The 17,631-nt window shown below is 68.7% G+C and carries 19 protein-coding genes and 1 pseudogene; 16 read left to right on the top strand and 4 right to left on the bottom strand.

What is annotated here, in order from left to right; genetic code table 11:
- The 6 genes and pseudogenes from ACFU99_RS06740 to ACFU99_RS06715 all read left to right on the top strand — a co-directional run.
- The coding region (locus ACFU99_RS06740; protein WP_384386803.1) for an RHS repeat-associated core domain-containing protein at positions 1-3,212 on the top strand (3,212 nt) is incomplete at its 5' end.
- A 12-nt stretch (positions 3,213-3,224) separates the two neighbouring features.
- Entirely contained in the window at positions 3,225-3,656 is a 432-nt protein-coding gene (locus tag ACFU99_RS06735; protein WP_384386800.1) for a hypothetical protein, read from the top strand.
- Between the two features lie 245 nt (positions 3,657-3,901).
- A pseudogene (locus ACFU99_RS06730) lies at positions 3,902-4,147 on the top strand (RHS repeat-associated core domain-containing protein); the annotation flags it as partial.
- Positions 4,098-4,481, top strand: coding sequence for a hypothetical protein (locus ACFU99_RS06725; protein ID WP_384386798.1), 384 nt, complete (start codon positions 4,098-4,100; stop codon positions 4,479-4,481). The pseudogene ACFU99_RS06730 and the gene ACFU99_RS06725, both read left to right, overlap by 50 nt.
- Positions 4,478-4,774: a hypothetical protein gene (locus ACFU99_RS06720; protein ID WP_384386795.1), complete on the top strand. Its 297-nt coding sequence runs from the start codon at positions 4,478-4,480 to the stop codon at positions 4,772-4,774. Before ACFU99_RS06725 ends, ACFU99_RS06720 begins: the two co-directional genes overlap by 4 nt.
- A gap of 6 nt (positions 4,775-4,780) precedes the next feature.
- Complete coding sequence (locus tag ACFU99_RS06715) at positions 4,781-5,062, top strand: DUF6881 domain-containing protein (protein ID WP_384386792.1); 282 nt, start codon at positions 4,781-4,783, stop codon at positions 5,060-5,062.
- Between the two features lie 110 nt (positions 5,063-5,172).
- On the opposite strand, the gene ACFU99_RS06710 is transcribed toward ACFU99_RS06715, so the two are convergent.
- On the bottom strand, positions 5,173-5,748 hold the full coding sequence (locus ACFU99_RS06710) for a CGNR zinc finger domain-containing protein (RefSeq protein ID WP_384386790.1): 576 nt from the start codon (positions 5,746-5,748) through the stop codon (positions 5,173-5,175).
- Between the two features lie 81 nt (positions 5,749-5,829).
- Between ACFU99_RS06710 and ACFU99_RS06705 the strand changes: the two genes are divergently transcribed.
- From ACFU99_RS06705 to ACFU99_RS06695, 3 genes are read left to right on the top strand one after another with little or no spacing between them, the layout of a single operon-like run.
- Complete coding sequence (locus ACFU99_RS06705; RefSeq protein WP_384386788.1) at positions 5,830-7,008, top strand: epoxide hydrolase; 1,179 nt, start codon at positions 5,830-5,832, stop codon at positions 7,006-7,008.
- Between the two features lie 2 nt (positions 7,009-7,010).
- Positions 7,011-7,367 carry a hypothetical protein gene (locus tag ACFU99_RS06700; protein WP_384386785.1) on the top strand — a complete coding sequence of 119 codons (357 nt, stop codon included), beginning with the start codon at positions 7,011-7,013 and terminating at the stop codon, positions 7,365-7,367.
- Between the two features lie 11 nt (positions 7,368-7,378).
- Positions 7,379-7,789 (top strand): hypothetical protein, encoded by a 411-nt coding sequence (locus ACFU99_RS06695; RefSeq protein WP_384386783.1) that lies wholly within the window; start codon positions 7,379-7,381, stop codon positions 7,787-7,789.
- A 109-nt stretch (positions 7,790-7,898) separates the two neighbouring features.
- On the opposite strand, the gene ACFU99_RS06690 is transcribed toward ACFU99_RS06695, so the two are convergent.
- Entirely contained in the window at positions 7,899-9,431 is a 1,533-nt protein-coding gene (locus ACFU99_RS06690) for a hypothetical protein (RefSeq protein WP_384386780.1), read from the bottom strand.
- 50 nt (positions 9,432-9,481) lie between these two features.
- Entirely contained in the window at positions 9,482-9,919 is a 438-nt protein-coding gene (locus ACFU99_RS06685) for an ATP-binding protein (protein ID WP_384386778.1), read from the bottom strand.
- Positions 9,920-10,147: 228 nt separating this feature from the next.
- Between ACFU99_RS06685 and ACFU99_RS06680 the strand changes: the two genes are divergently transcribed.
- The 7 genes from ACFU99_RS06680 to ACFU99_RS06650 all read left to right on the top strand — a co-directional run bounded on the left by ACFU99_RS06680 (position 10,148) and on the right by ACFU99_RS06650 (position 16,615).
- Positions 10,148-11,008, top strand: coding sequence for a DUF5753 domain-containing protein (locus ACFU99_RS06680; protein ID WP_384386775.1), 861 nt, complete (start codon positions 10,148-10,150; stop codon positions 11,006-11,008).
- A gap of 11 nt (positions 11,009-11,019) precedes the next feature.
- On the top strand, positions 11,020-11,232 hold the full coding sequence (locus ACFU99_RS06675) for a DUF397 domain-containing protein (RefSeq protein ID WP_384386772.1): 213 nt from the start codon (positions 11,020-11,022) through the stop codon (positions 11,230-11,232).
- A 52-nt stretch (positions 11,233-11,284) separates the two neighbouring features.
- Entirely contained in the window at positions 11,285-12,136 is an 852-nt protein-coding gene (locus ACFU99_RS06670; RefSeq protein ID WP_384386769.1) for an SGNH hydrolase domain-containing protein, read from the top strand.
- 9 nt (positions 12,137-12,145) lie between these two features.
- On the top strand, positions 12,146-13,420 hold the full coding sequence (locus ACFU99_RS06665; RefSeq protein WP_384386767.1) for an acyltransferase family protein: 1,275 nt from the start codon (positions 12,146-12,148) through the stop codon (positions 13,418-13,420).
- Between the two features lie 368 nt (positions 13,421-13,788).
- The gene (locus ACFU99_RS06660) at positions 13,789-14,487 is read left to right on the top strand and encodes a response regulator (protein ID WP_384386765.1); all 699 of its coding nucleotides are present in this window, start codon (positions 13,789-13,791) and stop codon (positions 14,485-14,487) included.
- 77 nt (positions 14,488-14,564) lie between these two features.
- On the top strand, positions 14,565-16,079 hold the full coding sequence (locus ACFU99_RS06655; RefSeq protein ID WP_384386762.1) for a sensor histidine kinase: 1,515 nt from the start codon (positions 14,565-14,567) through the stop codon (positions 16,077-16,079).
- Entirely contained in the window at positions 16,076-16,615 is a 540-nt protein-coding gene (locus tag ACFU99_RS06650; protein WP_384386759.1) for a hypothetical protein, read from the top strand. Before ACFU99_RS06655 ends, ACFU99_RS06650 begins: the two co-directional genes overlap by 4 nt.
- 25 nt (positions 16,616-16,640) lie before the next feature.
- On the opposite strand, the gene ACFU99_RS06645 is transcribed toward ACFU99_RS06650, so the two are convergent.
- Positions 16,641-17,631 (bottom strand): erythromycin esterase family protein (locus ACFU99_RS06645; protein WP_384386757.1); only part of this gene is annotated, 991 nt, incomplete at its 5' end.

The raw sequence follows: 17,631 nt of genomic DNA, 5'->3' as shown, positions 1-17,631 counted from the left end.
GCTCACGCCCGTACGGCGACGGGACCGCCCCGCTGGAGCAGATCTCGGACCGCGACGGCCACTGGATCGCCTTCGAGCGGGACCCGGACGGCGCGCCGACCGCGATCGTCCACGACAGCGGCTATCGCGTCCGCGTGACCACCGGCGTCACGGACGGCGGGGCGCCGCGCATCACGGCGCTGCATCTGGCGGGCGGCGGGCCGGGCGGGGCCGACGTGGAGCTGGTGCGCTACGGCTACACCGGCGGCGACCTCACGGAGGTGGTCAACTCCTCCGGGCTGCCGCTGCGGTTCGAGTACGACGAGCGCGGGCGCATCACGGCCTGGACGGACCGCAATGACAGCCGCTACTCGTACACGTACGACGCGTGGGACCGCTGTGTCTTCGAGTCGGGTGCCGAGGGCCATATGCGGGCCACCCTGGAGTACGGGCCGCGCGACCCGGACACCGGCCTGAGCGTGACGACCCTCACCAACTCCCTGGGCCACACGAGCCGTTACGTCATCAACCGGGCGCTTCAGGTCGTCACCGAGATCGATCCGACGGGGGCGGCGGTCCACTCGCGGTGGGACCGCTACGACCGGCTGTGCGCGCGTACCGACGCGCTGGGCCGCACCACCGAGTTCCGCCGTGACGAGGCGGGCCGGCTGACCTCGGTCGTCCGCCCGGACGGCCGCGCGGCCACGGCCTCGTACAACGAGCTGGGCAAGCCGGAGACGATCACGGATCCGGACGGCACGACGTGGCAGCAGACGTTCGACGACGCGGGCCGGCGCACGTCCGTGACCGACCCCGCCGGCGCGGCGACGCGCTACACCTATGACGCGCTGGGCCATCCCGCGTCGGTGACGGACGCGCTGGGCGGTGTGACCCGCATCCGGTGCGACGCGGCCGGGCTGCCGGTGGAGATCACCGATCCGCTCGGCGGCACGACCAGCTACCGGCGGGACGCCTTCGGCCGCATCACCGCTGCCGTCGATCCGGTGGGCGCGACGACCCGGCTCTCCTGGTCGGTGGAGGGGAAGCTCGTGCGCCGCGTCGAGGCGGACGGTTCCGAGCAGTCCTGGACGTACGACGGCGAGGGCAACTGCACGGCGCACACGGACGCGCTCGGCGGCGTGACCCGCTCCGAGTACACGCACTTCGACCAGCTCAGCGCGCGGACCGGGCCGGACGGGGTGCGCCATGAGTTCAAGCACAACACGCAGCTCCAACTGCTGGAAGTGGTCAACCCCCAGGGCCTGGCGTGGAGTTATGCGTACGACCCGACGGGCCGTCTCCTGGCCGAGACGGACTTCGACGGGCGCACGCTGACGTACGCGCACGACGCGGCGGGGCGCCTCACGTCCCGTACCGACGCGCTGGGGCAGACCATCGGCTACGAGTACGACGTGCTCGACCGCATCGTCGCGAAGGACGCGGCGGGCAAGGTCACCCGGTTCCGGCACGACGCGGCGGGCCGCCTCATGGAGGCGGCCGGGCCGGACGCGACGCTCGTCTACGGCCGGGACCGGCTGGGCCGGGTCAAGTCCCAGACGTGCGACGGCCGCACGATGACCTTCGCCTACGACGAGCTCGGCCGCCGTGCGCGCCGGGTGACGCCTTCGGGCGCGGTCAGCACCTGGTCGTACGACGCGGCGGGCCACCGCGCCTCCGTGTCCGCCTCGGGGCACGCTTTCGAGCTGGAGCACGACGCGGCGGGCCGGGAGGTCGCGCGCCGCTTCGGCGAGGAGCTGTCGCTGACGATGACGCAGGCGTGGGACCCGGCGGGGCGCCTGACGGACCAGTCCGTGACGGCGGAAGCCTCCACCGCCGCGCTCCAGTCCCGCGCCTACACCTACCGCCGCGACGGCAACCTCACCGCCGTCGACGACCTGCTCTCCGGCCCGCGCACCTTCGGGCTCGACGCGACGGGCCGCGTCACGTCGGTCGACGCCCCCGGCTGGACGGAGCGCTACGCGTACGACGCGGCGGGCAACCAGTCCGAAGCCCACTGGCCGGCGGACCACCCCGGGGCCGAGGCCAGGGGCGCCCGCGTCTACACGGGCACCCGCGTCACCCGTGCGGGCGGCGTCCGCTACGAGTACGACGCGCTGGGCCGCGTCGTACTCCGCCAGAAGACGCGCCTCTCCCGCAAGCCGGACACCTGGCGCTACGCGTGGGACGCGGAGGACCGCCTCACCTCCGTCACCACCCCGGACGGCACCCGCTGGCGCTACCGCTACGACCCTGTGGGCCGCCGCACGGCAAAGCAACGCCTGACGGAGTCGGGCGAGGTCGCCGAACAGACCGACTTCACCTGGGACGGCCCCACCCTCACCGAACAGACCACGACGACGTCCGCCCACCCGAACGCCGTCACCCTCACCTGGGACCACAACGGCCTCCAGCCGATCGCCCAGACGGAACGCATCACGGCGGCCGAGGCGCCGCGGCAGGAAATCGACCAGCGCTTCTTCGCCATCATCACCGACCTGGTCGGCACCCCGAGCGAACTGATCGCCGAGTCCGGCGACATAGCCTGGCGCAAAAGATCCACCCTCTGGGGCACCACCACCTGGCCGGTGGACAGCCCCGCCTACACCCCTCTCCGCTTCCCCGGCCAATACTTCGACCCGGAAACCGGCCTCCACTACAACTACCACCGCCACTACGACCCGGAAACTGCCCGTTACGCCACGCCTGACCCGTTGGGGCTGGCACCGGCGCCTAACCCGGTGACGTATGTTCATAATCCGCATACATGGGCTGACCCGCTGGGGCTGGCACCATACACACGGGCAACAGATTACATGGAAGACAGCGGAATCCCATCCGGGGACCCTGTTACCCATGGAAAGAACGGCACCCTGATCGGTTCGGATGGAGCAAGCCAGCGCAACTTCCATAACGTACTGAACGCTGGCCATCACGACGTCGTGGCCCATGGTTCCCGAGATGGTTTCCTAGAAATGCCGAATGGAGGCGTAAATGGAGGACAGATAGTCGATGCCGTAACGAACAACCCCAACTATACCGGCGGACCGCTACGCTTGATGGTGTGCCACTCGGGAGCCGACTCATCAGGCATCGCCCAGCAAGTAGCAAACGAACTTGGCGTAACTGTCACAGCCCCGACAAATAAAGTTGGAACCAACCCGAGATTGGGCCCTGGCCAGACCCCTCAGATTGCAGACTCTGGATACTGGCGCACATTCCTCCCACTACTGTAGAAACGGCCAAAAATGCGACCCGTCGGCTTTTTTCGCGAGCTTGAGCCCGACTCCCCCCACACCTACAAGGAATCCATTTCGGACTACATCGCCACCGATCAGCCTCACTACCCCAAGGATCAAGTTGTCCAATATCTCGACACAGGACATCCAATCCTGGACATCATGGAAATGACCGTGGATGTCATTGGTCGAGCATTTCAAACCCCAGGCGGATCATCTATCCTCACAGATGGAACTTTCATCTGGCGCGCAGATCTCTCAGCCTATATCAAACACTATTCTATTCAGCTGCCGGTAGATTTCCTTGAATTCATGTCGACGAACCACTACGAGGTTCCAAACCCGCCTGACGAGCACCTGGTCGAAATCTCTCTATCCGCTTCCGCCCTGTTGGGGTTCAGGGAAGATGCCGGGACTGGCCCTCGACCCCACAATGGCTAGGAGTAGCTAGGCCCCCTTCCAGCAAGCGTTCAATCCGACCAAGCCCTGGACGGAGATGGCCGACATCACCCTGGCGGATGCGGATCGGAAGGGCTTGCTCATGCATCGATGAAAAGTTCGCCGGCTGACAGAGCCGACAGCAGAGTAAGCATCCGGCTGCCGGCTTCACCTCTGCCTCCTCCATCCCACCGCCAGTACGAACTGCGCCCCTCTTCGCGCATCCCACCCGGAAACAGTGGTTCGCCCCGAGCGAACTGATCGCCGAGTCCGGCGACATAGCCTGGCGCAAAAGATCCACCCTCTGGGGCACCACCACCTGGCCGGTGGACAGCCCCGCCTACACTCCCCTCCGCTTCCCCGGCCAATACTTCGACCCGGAAACTGCCCGTTACGCCCCGCCTGACCCGTTGGGGCTGGCTCCGGCGCCTAACCCGGTGGCGTATGTTCATAATCCGCATACATGGGCTGATCCGCTGGGGGCTCGCCCCAGACTGCGGCGACGAGGTCAGCCTCTTCAAGGCACCCTCCAGGGGACGAGGCCAGTACCACTATGAAAATGGATTCCTGGAAAGAGATTTCCCTGGCGACCCTCATAATCCATACATGGATGGGACAGCTTATTTCGCCAAGGAACGCGAACTGGCCAACAATTACGCTAATCATTACGGCGACGGGGTGATCGAGGTCAGAATCCCGGCGGACAAATATGCGGAACATTTCAAGAAGCATGAATATCCATACGAAGGAGGCCCTCTAACGGAGGTCACCATCCCGAACACAGAAGTCGAAAAACTCAACGAGTACCCGAGGCATTGGCACCAATGATCGATGATGCTATCTGGCAGACCACGAAAGAGCACTTTCCCATCGGGATTCTCGTACGCGGGAGGGTAAAAGAGATCAGACCTTTCGGATTCTTTCTGGAGATTACCGAGAACCCCGAAGCGGTGGCTGTAGTAGACGCAATCTCCTACCTGCCAAACGGTTCGCCCGTCCCACCCGAAGAATGGCCCGCACCTGGTGACAGCATCGCGGCAAAGGTCGTGGCTCACGCCGAGCACAATCGGCAGATCAAACTGCGAGTGGAGCCGCTGGACGCTTCTGACCTACGGAAGTAATGCGGCGTGGAGTACTGGAAAGTACTCTGGCATCACGACCTGGCCGAAGAACCTGTCACCTTTTTCAGCGAAATCGGAGCGGACGGCTATGAGGTGCGAAAAGTGCAGGGGTACCGCGATGGCCGCCTCCTGAGAGCAGACCACTGGCGCGAGTCGGGCACCATTGGACTGAGCGAGGTCCCTGTCGGGCTCATTGAAGACGTGCAAGCCCAAGCAGAATTCTCGGCCACTGTGATCCACAAGGCGGAGTTCGTCGCGGTTTGGGAGCGGGCATCGTGGCCTGTCTGAATCTTGAGGCCGCTCGCCTCAAGGAGCTCGGGGTCACGGGCGTTCATGCGCACGTCAAAGGCAGCGGAGCAGCCCGAAAGATTCGCATCACCTCAATGGTCAGGTGCCGATCACTCCGCTGATCCGGGGTTCTTGCGCTGGTTGGCATTGAAGCGGGCCTTCTTCTGACGGTTTCCGCATGTGTTCATGTCGCACCATTTACGGCTGCGGCTCTGACTGGTGTCGAAGAAGGCGGCTCGGCAGGTAGGCGATGCGCACAGGGCCAGTTTTCCGTCTCGTTCGCCCGCGATGATGCTGACCGCGTCGGCGGCGATCACGCTGAGGGCGTCTTCCACGCAGGAATCCGAGCTGAGCCGCCATCGGCGCTCGCCCTCGGGCGTCAGGGTCGCCGCGGCCCGCCCTTGAGCGCTGCGGTCGTTGATGACGTGGACGGCGGCGGCCGGGAGAGCGTCCTGGAGTGCGGCCGCTGTCGCGGCGGCGTGGATCGACTCTCTCAGTTCGCGGGCGAGGTCGAGCTGGGCGGTGGTGCAGGAGTCCACGGCGAGGCCGTTCACCACGAGCCAGTCGACGAGTCGCTGCGGCGTGGGAATGCGCTCCACGGGGGCGCCGAGGCGCTCCGACAGGGTCGCCGTGAAGCTCGTCGCCAGCACGCTGCCGAGGCGGAAGTCAGGGAACCCAGTGCACATGGAACCACCTTAGCCGGTTGCGGCGCGGCTTGGAGGGCTGCTAGAACCGCCTTAGCCGGTTCCGCGATGCTAGGAGGTCTCATGCCCCGTCCCACCAGCGACGTGCAAACGTTTGAAGCCCATGCGGCCGAGGCCGACCTCGACGATCTACGCGCCCGATTGGCCGCGGCGCGGCTGCCGGAGGCCGAGACAGTCCGGCGCGCCGCGCCCGGCCGTGGCCGGTGGGGACAGGGTGTTCCACTCGCCGACCTCGTCGATCTCGTGAACTATTGGCGCACCGGGTACAACTGGCGGTCGTTCGAAAAGCGCCTCAACCAGATCGGCCAGTTCCGCACGACCATCGATGGTCTGGGAATCCACTTCCTGCACCGCCGATCCGCTCGCGCGGATGCCACTCCGCTGATCCTTACGCACGGCTGGCCGGGCAGCATTGCCGAGTTCACCGATGTGGTGGACGAGCTGGCGGATCCGAAGGACGCCGACGCGCCGGCTTTCCATGTCGTGATGCCGTCGCTGCCGGGCTTCGGCTACAGCGACAAGCCGGCCACCACCGGGTGGGGAACCGAGAAAATCGCGGCCGCCTGGGTGGAACTGATGGAAAGGCTCGGTTACAGCACGTTCGCGGCCCACGGCGGCGATTGGGGAGGGAACATCACCACGGTTCTCGGCGGCCGGTTCCCGGCGCGCGTCCTCGGCATCCACACCACGTTCGCGGAGGGACCACCCGGTCTGACCACGGACGGGCTGACGGCGGTCGAGCGCGAATGGACCGAGGAAACCCACCATTTCTGGCACCACCGCGCGGCATACGCCAAGCAGCAGGCGACCCGGCCGCAGACCATCGGCTACTCGCTCGTCGACTCACCGGTCGGGCTTCTCGCCTGGATACTCGACAAGTTCGCCGAATGGTCGGACACCGAGGACTCTCCGTTCGAGACGATGTCCAGAGACAGGATCCTCGACGACGTCACCCTGTATTGGCTGACGCGGACCGGAGCCTCGGCTGCCCGCATCTACTACGAGAGTCACAACTCGCTGGACCCCGAGCTGCGGGTCGACGTCCCGTCGGCCATCAGCATCTACCCCCGCGACATCGAGAAGTGCCCGCGCCCCTGGGCACAGGAGCGGTACCGCCGGATCGTCCGATGGAGGTCACCAGAAAGGGGTGGGCATTTCCCGTCGTTGGAGGTTCCCGAGTACTTCGTCAAGGATCTGCGAGAGGGCCTTGCGGCAGTGCTCGCCATCGCAGGCAGGAGATGAGAATGGGAGAGTTCGACAGCGGGCAAGTCGACGTGTTGCTGGGCGGTCCACGGTTCGTGGACGAGCCGGTGGAGCGGCTATGCCCTGCGTGCGGCAAGCAATCGGTGCGGACCTACGTTCATCGTCAGGTGAGCGGGGCGCGGAAGGTGCGCATCACTTACTCGTGGTGTGCGTCGTGCCGTCGGTTCAAGGGGTGGACTGGTCCGGATCTCGGAGATCTCGAATTCTCCGACCCGCTCGGTTCGTTCTCCGCGCAGGAACGATCGGATATGCAGAAGAATTTCGACGACCACCTGCGCACCCTGGACGAACTGTGGGAACGTGGCCGCCTTCCGCAGAAATTCCGAGCGACTCACTGAATGTTGCAAACATGACACACTTCGCAGACCTGTCGCCGTACAGTTACTCAGCCCCCACTCCACCTGCCCTCAACGTGGGTTGGCTCTCGTCAGAGCATGAGTACTCGCGCGGGCCCACCCCGCACGGCCTGCTGCCCCGGCTGCGGGAACTCGCGAAGAACCCGGAGAACGTTTACCGAGGGGTGCACTTCTGCGAGCTCTGCCCCACGCTGGATGCCGCCGGGGAACACCTCGACAGCGAGGGTCTGTTTCTGGGGAGTGGGGAAATCTGGGTTACGGGCAGCAGTGAGGTCGCCTATGCGGCGCCCTTGCTGATCGTGCATTACGTTGCCGACCACGGGTATCTGCCGCCTGAAGAGTTCTGCGCAGCGGTCTTCGAGGCCTCGTCCGGCTCCAGATCCGGGCCTGGAACCGGTCTTTGACGACACCGTCTCGCTTCTTCGACCGGCGACCGGCGACCGGCGACGCGAAGCGGCACTTCTGGTCGGCGGGAATCGCCGCCGCCGCGCGCCCGGACCGTACCGGCACTTCCTAGCCGGTCGAGCAGTCCAGGAGGCGCCCGTCGCTGGTGCCGATGAGCAGTCGGCCGGGTTCCGGGACGGTCAGCGCGGTCGGCACGGCGGGGACTCCGGCGACCGTGAGATGCCGGCGCCAGCGGACGCCGCCGTCATGGAGGCCGAGCGCGACGACCTCGCCGTCGTTGTACGTGACGTAAGCGGTCTCCGTGTCGCAGTCGAGGTCGGTGGCTCTGCGGTCCGTCCGAAAGACCCACGTCGGCTCCGTATCGGCCACCGCGCGTCGTACGACGAACGATCCGCCGGGTTGCAGCCCTCGACCGTGGTAAACGGTGCCGGCATGGATCAGATCTCCGTCGGCGGTCTCCGCCCCGGGGCCGGGGAAGTGCGTCTCGCCGGGCATCCAGGAGTAGGGGAACAGCTGACGGACCTCCTCCTGCCTCGGCTCACGCGGACGTTCGGCGATGGGTATGGACCCCAGTTCCGCTGCCTCAAGCCAGGCTTCGCCTGTTCGAGACTTCTGCCCGCCCTTCTCACGAGCGGTTTCCAGAAAGTAGATCCGGCTGCCACGGCGGATACGCAGCCTGTGCCGACGACCGCCCCGCCCGGCAGGCGCGAGGGCGGGCAAGCCGTCAGCACACCGCACCAAGGACACCGAGCCGGAGGGAGTGATGTGGTCGAGCTGCGCCCCGTCCTGGAGTGCGAGCTGGAGCACGGCCTGAGCACGCTCTTCCCAAGAAGGCCGCGCCAAGCCCACCCAGGCCGACCGTTCATCCGCGGCGATAACGATGTGGCGGCCGCCGTTGTCGTCCCGGACCGCCCACTGCCGTCGTCCGGAGGGCAGCCAGGACTCCAGCTGAACCCCGTCGAGCGTGGCCACGATCCTGCCGTCGGACAGTTCCTCGACCGCGCGGACGTTGCGGCGCGGGTCCCAGTCCGCACTCAGACCGGAGACCATCCGACGGGCATCCTCTCGGCTCTCGGTTCGCAGGGCCGCCACCCGTGGCCCGGCCAGATCATGTGCGGTGACCGACCGGGGCGGTACGGCGCTCCAGTCGGGTCGACGCACCACCGCTACATGCCCTTCGCTCCACGCGCCCTTGTCCTGCCAGTCGTCGGGCGGTGCCATGAGCACGCGTAGTTCCTGTTCGCTGAGCCATTCCAGGCCCAGGACCTGGCGGCCCAGCTCGAATTCGATGAGCGAGGTGACGCCGCCCGTCTCCCAGTCCAGCAGGAGCAGTTGCCCTTCGAAGACGTAGCCGCCGTCGTAGTCGCCCGTACCGACCGCCAGGAGGGGGAGCCCGGGGTGGAAAGCCATCGCATGCACGGAGTAGCCCGTACGGAGAAGGGCACGGCAGGCCAGATCAGCGGTGCCGTAGACGCCGACCGTCGCGGTTCTGGCGAACTCGTGCACGTCCGTTACGGGGCCTCGCATACCCGCCACCGCCAGCAGGCCGCGGCGCTCGTCCTCGACGGCAAGGAGGGGATCACCGATCTCGGCGAAGGGACGGTCGCCGAGGATTCGGTCGACGCGGAGCGGAATGGTCATGACGGTGATCTTCTCAACGGCCGGCCCCCGCCGGCCGCGGTGCCCCTCGCTCACCCCGCCGCCAGTACGAACCACACGCCCTTTCCGCGCGTGCCACCCAGGCCCAGTGGAGCGCCCTGGCATACGCCCCACTTGTCCGCCAGCGATCCGACCAGTTGCAGCCCTCGGCCGTGTTCGCCGTAGTCGGGGACGGGGTGGGAGGTCGGTTCGGTGGGGTTGTCGTCGTAGACGGTTACGCGGACTGTGGGGAGTTCGATGGCCAGCCAGAGGAGCGAGCCCGCGCCGCCGGCGTGGAGGTAGGTGTTGGTCACCAGTTCCGAGGTGCACAGGGCCGCCGCGTCCACGGCCGACGTCAGGTCCAGGGTGCGCAGGACCGAGGTGACGAAGTCGCGGGCGACGCGTGGGGATGTCCGTAGGGGCGGGCAGTAGAGCTTGTACGAGTGCGGCGCCGCTGGGTCGTCAGCGAGGCAGGCGGCGTTAACTCCCATGGGGGAACTTCTCTCTGTGGGGGTCCTGCTGGGCACGCTTCCGACTCACGGGCAGGCCAAGGGAGTTGGGCGGCAGAGCGCGACCCGTACCCTTGCGTGAGGGATACGTTACAGACCGTAGAGGACAGGGTTGATACGTCGCAACCATGTCCGCGGGGCCGTCGCCCTTTCCATGAACCGTGGGATGGTGGCGCAGCACACTCAGTGACCAACGCGAGGAAGGGCCGCATGCCGCCGAGGGGCAATCCAACGGCACGTCAGGGGCGGCTGGGCGCCGAACTCCGCAAGATGCGCGAGGCGGCAGGCGCGACCGCCCGGGAGGCTGCCGCGCTGCTCGGGGCCGGTCAGACCCAGATCAGTCACATCGAGGCGGGCCGATTCGGCGTCAGCGAGGACCGGCTGCGCAGACTGGCCGCGTTCTACGCGTGCGACGACCGCCGGCTCGTCGACTCGCTGGTCGCGATGGCGAACGAGCGCGGCCGCGGCTGGTGGGAGGAATACCGCGGAATCCTCGCCCCGAAGGCACTGGACCTCGCCGAGCTGGAACACCACGCCACCGGGCTCCGCACCATGGAAATCGCCCACATTCCCGGACTGCTCCAGACCGAGGACCACGTACGCGCCGCATTCGCCTACGTGGACCCGGAGTTGCCGCCCTCCGAACTCGATCCGAGGGTCGAGTACCGCATGCGTCGGCAAGCGGTCATCGACCGCGCCCCGCCCCTCCCGCCGCTGCCGTACGACGTCGTCATCCATGAGGCCGCGCTGCACATCAAAGTGGGCGGCACGGCAATCGCGCGGGCACAGCTCGCGCATCTCCTGACCGCCTCCGAACGCGAGAACGTGACCGTACGCGTCATCCCCTTCGCCGCCGAGGACTTCGCCGGGGCCGGGCATTCCATGCTCTTCGTCCGCGGCCGCGTTCCACAGCTCGACACCGTGCAATTGGACGCCGCGCACGGCAGTACGTTCCTGGACGCCGAACCCCAGCTCAAGCGCTACCGGGCGCGCCTCGACAGAGTCGGCTGCTCGGCGCTGGACCCCGAAAGGTCGCGAGAGCTCATCCGTCGCATCGCACAGGAAATGTGAAAGGGGTAGCCATGTCCTCCGTGCCCTCCTCATCGACGACCACCTGGCAGAAGTCCTCATTCTCCGGAGGCGGCGAGGAGGAGAACTGCGTCGAAGTCGGCATATCCGTCGGCCGCATCCACCTCCGCGAGAGCGACAACCCCGGCGTCGCCGTCACCACCACACCCCTCGCCCTCGCCGGGCTCCTCCGCCTCCTCCGTGAAGGTTTCTTTCCCGGAATATGAGCGGACGATGACGGGCCGCGATCGGCCGTCATCCGGCTGGTTCTCTCGACGCATGAGCAAAACGAACAGCAAGAACAGCAAGAACAGCAATGCGAAGTACCGCTCCTCCTACCGCCCCGCTCTCGCCGCCGTCGCCTCCGTCGCCGTGCTCGGCCTCGCCCTCGTGGGCTGCGGGCAGAAGGATGGCGGGACGAAGGCCGGGGCGAAGGACGAGCACAAGCAGGAGGCGGCCGCCTCGGGCAACGGTGCGAAGGTGTTGTGGGTGGGTGACTCCATCGCCGCGGCCGAGGCTCCGGCGATCGGCGCGGCGCTGAAGGCGAGCGACGTGGAGTTCAAGGACGCCTCGTCCGACGGCGGCGGCACGGTCGTGGCCGGCAGCGAGAAGATCACGCAGATGATCGCCGGCGACACGTGGAAGCAACTGACCGAGAACATCAAGACGTTCAAGCCCACCGTGATCGCCTACCAGGTCACCACGTACGACTGGGGAACCGCGGACCAGCAGCGCGCCGCGTACGAAAAGCTCGTCCGCGCGGCGAAGGACGCCAAGGCCAAGGTGGCGTTCGTGTCGTCGCCGCCCATCAAGATCGACGACTTCTACAAGCCGCACGCGCCGCAGATGCGGACCGCGCCGAAAGCGGCCGAGGAGGTCGCCAAGAAGAGCGGTGGAACGGCGACGTACCTGGACTCCTCGCAGCTGTGGGGCACGGACCGGTCGGCCAAGCAGGCGCAGCGCGGGCCGGACGGGATTCACAACTGCCAGCAGGGCGCTGCCGCCTTCGCCAAGTGGTTCGGCGAGGAGCTCGGCAAGAGCGAGGGGTTCAAGCCCGCGCCTGTCGACAAGTGGGCGAAGAGCGGCTGGACCGGTTCCGACCGGTACGGCAAGCTCAAGTGCGAGAGCTGAGGGGCTGTCGTGACCTCGTCGGCGGCAGCTCTCGTCCCTCCCGTCCCTCCCGTTCCCGGACGGCATCGGGCACCGGAGGGGCGGGAGGCCAGTACCGGTCGTCACCATGTCTCCGCGCTCGACGGGCTCCGCGGCTTCGCCGTCGCGGCCGTCCTGCTCTTCCACGCCGGTCACCTCGACGGCGGGTTCCTCGGAGTCGACCTGTTCTTCGTGCTGTCCGGGTTCCTGATCACCGGCCTGCTCCTCGGCGAGGCGGCGCGGAAGGGCCGGATCGCCCTGGCCTCCTTCTGGTGGCGGCGGGTCCGGCGGCTCATGCCGGCGCTCGTCTGCGTGGTGGCCGTCGTCCTGGCGGCCACCTGGGCATGGGGCGGCACCAACCTGCTGCGGTTCGCGCTGGACGACACGCCCTGGGTCGGCGCACAGGCCGTCAACTGGCACTACATCGGCGAGCACATCGGCTACTGGGACGGCTCCGGCACCCGCGTCTTCGCGCATCTGTGGAGCATCGGCGTGGAGTGGCAGTTCTATCTCGTCTGGCCGCTGGTCGTGGCGGTGGCCGCCCGCGGGCGGTACGCCCAGGCGATCGTGGCGTCCCTCGCCGGGGCGGGCGCCCTGGTCTCGCTCCTCCTGACCGTCTGGCTCGGGACGGCCGTGGACACCACCCGCGCGTACGAGGGCACCGACACCCGCGCCGCCGCCCTGCTGCTCGGGGCACTGGCCGCCACCGCCCCGCTACGGACCCTGGCGAGCCGGGTGCCGCGCCGCGCCGCCGACCTGGCGTGCCTGGCGATCACGTGCGGCCTCGCCGTGGCCTGGACGGTGACCGGGGGCGAACGGTCGCCGCTGCTCTTCAAGGGCGGGCTGTTCCTGCACTCGCTCGCCGCGGCCGTACTCATCGCGTTCCTGGCGCACATACCGGGTACGTACGCGGCGCGCGTCGCCGGAAGTCGGCTACCGCGGCGCCTCGGCGAGCTGTCGTACAGTCTCTATCTGTGGCACTGGCCGGTCTACCTGCTGTTGCTGCCCCGGCTTTCCGGGCTCTCCGATCTCGGCCCGCTCGGCGACTGGGGCGCGGTCGCCGTCGCCATCGCCGTGTCGCTGGGAGCGGCGGCGCTGACGAAGGCTTGCGTGGAGGACCCGGTGCGGTTCCGGAAGGGCTGGGCGCGCGGCCGGCGCGGAGCGGTCGCCGTGACCTTGGCGGCGGTCGCGACCGCCGTGCTGTGGGCGACGGTGCCGGAGCCGGTGGCGGGAGCGGGCACGGTGGATATCGAGCAATTGCGGTGAGCGGCATGGCGTTGGTTTCGGTGAGCGGCGCGGGGCCGGCCGCGGGGTCGGCCGCGGTGAGCGGCGCGGGGCCGGTTTCAACGGCCGGCCCCGCCGTACGGTCCCGTGTCGTCGCGCCGACCCCGACCGCCGCGCGGCCCCGCGTCGTCGCACCGATGCCCGTACGCCGTACGGCCCCGTGTCGTCGCGCCGTCGCACCGACGCGCCGTACGCCCCATGCACCCCATGCACCCCATGCACCACGATATGACCTCACCGATACGACCTCACCGATACGACCTCACCGCTATGACTCAGCCATGAATCAGCCAATATGGCCCAAGCGATATGACCCCATGTGAAATCCGCGCTGTCCGGAGGTTCCGTCCATGTCCCGCGTCCTGCTGATCGAAGACGACCCGGCCGTACGCCGCGGCATCGTGTTCGGCCTGAACCGCATGGGCCACGAGACGGAGGCGGTCGGCACCGGCGAGGACGGGCTGGAGGCGCTGGCGGCCATCAAGCCCGACCTCGTGCTCCTGGACCTGATGCTGCCGGGGATGAGCGGTCTGGAGGTGTGCCGCCGCATCCGCGAGACCAGTCAGGTGCCGCTCGTCATCCTGTCCGCCCGCAGCGACGACATGGACATCGTCGTCGGGCTGGAGGCGGGCGCCGACGACTACGTGGTGAAGCCGGCCGGCGCCGCGGTCATCGAGGCGCGGATGCGCGCGGTCCTGCGGCGCGTCGCCCCCGCCCAGGACGGCGCCGGCGCGACCGCCGGCCTGACCCGGATCGGCGACCTGGAGATCGACCGCGACTCTCTCATCGTCCGCAAGCGGGGCGCGGACCTCGTCCTCGCCCCCTCGGAGCTGAAGCTGCTGCTCTTCCTCAGCGCCGCCCCCGGGCTCACCTTCAACCGCCAGCAGCTCCTGGAGGACATCTGGGAGCACAGCTTCTACGGGGACGCGCGACTGGTCGACGCGTGCGTGATGCGGCTGCGCGGCAAGATCGAGGACGATCCGCGGCGGCCCGTGTACGTACAGACCGTGCGCGGCTTCGGCTACCGCTTCGGCCCGCTGCCGGCATGAAGCGCCCCCGGTTCGCCGCCCGTTGGCAGCCCCGTGCCCGTACAAAGCCGCTACGGGCCCCCTCCCGCACACTACGGATGAAGCTCACCCCGCCCCGCGGCCTGCGCCCCCGCCTCATCGTCGCGTTCCTCCTCGTCGCCGCCGTCAGCGCGCTCGTCACCGCCACTCTCACCTTCCGCCAGGCCCGCCAGTCGATCCTGGACCGGACCCAGCACAGCGCCGTACGCGACCTGCGGCTCCAGGCCAGTTCGCTCGCGCCGAACCTGCCGGTCGCCCCGACCGACGACGACCTGCGCGCCTTCGCCCGTCAGCTCGACCGCACCACCGGCTCCCGCGACTGGCGCACCGCCGTCTCCCGCGACGGCGGTCCGCTCATCGGCGCCACGACGGCCCACGTCAGCGGCGACCTGCGCGACGCGGTCGGCAAGAAGGGCGAGGCCGCCTTCTACGAGCGCGTCGACCACGGCGCCGGGCCCCGCCTGGTCATCGGCATGCCCGTCGGCTACACCGACCCACGCGGCCGGCAGGACGCGTCCGGCAAACCCTCGGGCATCGTCGTCTACGCGAACCTCCCCCTGGACCGCGAACGCACCGACATCTCCGCCCTGATCAGCGCCGCCTGGGCGGGCGCGATCCCGGCGCTGGCGTTCGCCGTCGTCCCCGCGCTGTTCGCCGCCCGCCGCGTCCTGCGGCCCGTACGGCGGTTGCGGACCGCGGCCGAGAAGATCACCGAGGGCGCGCTCGACACCCGCCTCGACACGGCGGGCAAGGACGAACTCGCCGCGCTCACCGGCACTTTCAACACCATGGCCACCGCGCTGGAGCGGAACGACACCAAGCTGCGGCGCATGGAGGCCAACTCGCGCCGGTTCGCCGCCGACGTCACGCACGAACTGCGCACCCCGCTCGCCGCGATGAACGCCGTCACCGACGCCCTCGACGAGGACGCCCGCTCGGGCAAGCTGCCCGCGGACACCGCCGACGCGGTCCTCCTCATCAGCGACGAGACCCGCAAGCTGACGACGATGGTCGAGGACCTCATGGAGATGTCCCGCTTCGACGCCGGGGCCGCCGTCCTCCACCTGGACGACGTCGACCTGAGCACGCTGATCCGCAAGACGCTCCAGCTGCGCGGCTGGCACGATTCCCCGCAGATCGTCACCGAACTCCCCGCCGTCCTCCCCGCCGGCGGTACGCACATCCGCGTCGACGCCCGCCGCGTGGACGTGGTGCTCGCCAACCTCATCGGCAACGCCCTGCGCCACGGCGCGGCCCCCGTCACCGTACGGGCGTCCGCCACGCCCGACTCCCTCGTCATCGACATCGCCGACAGCGGCCCGGGAATCCCCGAGGAGGTCCTCACCCATGTCTTCGAACGCTTCTACAAGGCGGACACGGCGCGCACCCGGTCGGAGGGGAGCGGCCTGGGCCTGTCCATCGCGGCGGAGAACGTACGTCTGCACCACGGCACCCTCACCGCCGCCAACCTGCCGGGCGGCGGCGCGGTGTTCACGGTGACGCTCCCGCAGCCGCCACCGCACTCGCCACCGCAGCCGCCACCGCAACCGGCATCGCCGGAGGACCCGTCGTGAAACGCTCGCTCGCGTGCCTGGCCGCGCTCCTGCCGGCGCTCTGGCTGACCGGCTGCGGGACCGGTTCCACGGGCCCGGTCCGGGCAGGCGGCCCGGCCTCGGGGCTGCGCGATCCGGTGACCGAGACCGGCTACGCGCACCTCTACTTCGTCGGCCCCGGCGGTCTCCAATCCGTCACCCGCAAGGTCACCGGGCAAGTGACCCCGCAGCGGGCGCTCGACCTGCTCTTCAAGGGCCCCGACACCGCCGAACTCGCCCGCGGCCTGAGGACGGAAGTCCCGCCGTATCACCGACCGGTGATCGCAGAGGCCGCCGAGGGCGCCGTGGACGTGCGTCTCCCCGTGGCCGTGGCCGATACGAACAGCGGCGGCGACAACGGCTACAGCCAGATCATCTGCACCGCCGCCAACGCCCACCTGCCCGGCGGCAGACAGCCGCCGAACGTGAACGTACACGTCCACGAGCCCGGCTACCAAGAGTCATGGACCGTACGCTGCGACGCGGCGGGCAACGTCGTCCCGGTCCTCGGCCACTGAGCCCGCGCGCGTCAATCCGTACGCGTCAAGGGAGCGAAGTGCCCTCGGGCAGCGGCAGCGGCCGGGAACACGTCGATTCAGGGATGAAGACCAGGCCGTCGTACTCCTCGGCCAGGACCGTCGGCATCAGGCTCAGCCGGTAGGTGAAGCGCGGCACGTGCGATCCGAAGCTGCGTTGGAAGTTACGGGCGCGCAGCCACTCCCGCACCGACGGGGGAGCGTCCTCGCCGGTACGGAGGTTCACCATGTGGCTTCCGGCCGTGGCCTCCGACAACTCGGCCTCCACGGCGCCGGAGCCTCTGCCCGCCGCGCCGACCGTCAGTCTTACGGGCCGTCGCCGCCCAGCAGCGCGGCGACTGGCTCGACAGGCGCGGAAGGCTCCCTCCCCGAACAGCAGGCCGAGCCCGTAATACGCGTCGCCGTAGCGCTGCCGCAGGTGCCGACCCAGTGCGGGGACACCGCCGCTGTAGTGGCCGGTCATGATGTGGCCGTTGTGCGCCCACACGGCGACCTTGGCGGCATCGCCACCGTCATCGCCGTCGAGCAGTTCCGCGACGGCCTCGGCCATGTACCGGTCGCGAGCGGCGAGCGCGCTGCGCTCCGGCTCCTCATGGTGCAGGGGGCGGCTGACCACATCAGCCGCCCGGACGACGCGGCGGGCGTGGCGGAGCGCCTCGCCGAATCGCACCGCGCTGGTGAGTTCGGTCAGGTCGGCCGCGTTCCCCTCCAGGAAGGCGACCAGCTCCTGAGCGTTACGCAGCCGGTCCTGCCCTCCTGCGAAAGGAACGCCCGGCCTCGCGTCGGCCAGCCCCGCGAACGCCGCCCCGAAGGCTTCAGCCCTCTCCAGCGCCGCCACCCGCAGGAACGCGTCGAGCGCCGCGATCGACTCGCCGCAGCGCTGTGGATCGATGCCCACGAAGCGCACCTTCTCCGTGTCGGGCGCCCCGCTGTTGTGCGCGCGCATCCACTCGATCATCGCGAGCACCTCGTACGTGCGCCAGGTCCAGAAGCCCAGC

This window comes from Streptomyces sp. NPDC057654 (assembly GCF_042800135.1).
In the GTDB taxonomy this organism is placed as follows: domain Bacteria; phylum Actinomycetota; class Actinomycetes; order Streptomycetales; family Streptomycetaceae; genus Streptomyces.
This window is presented reverse-complemented; position numbering and strand designations above follow the sequence as displayed.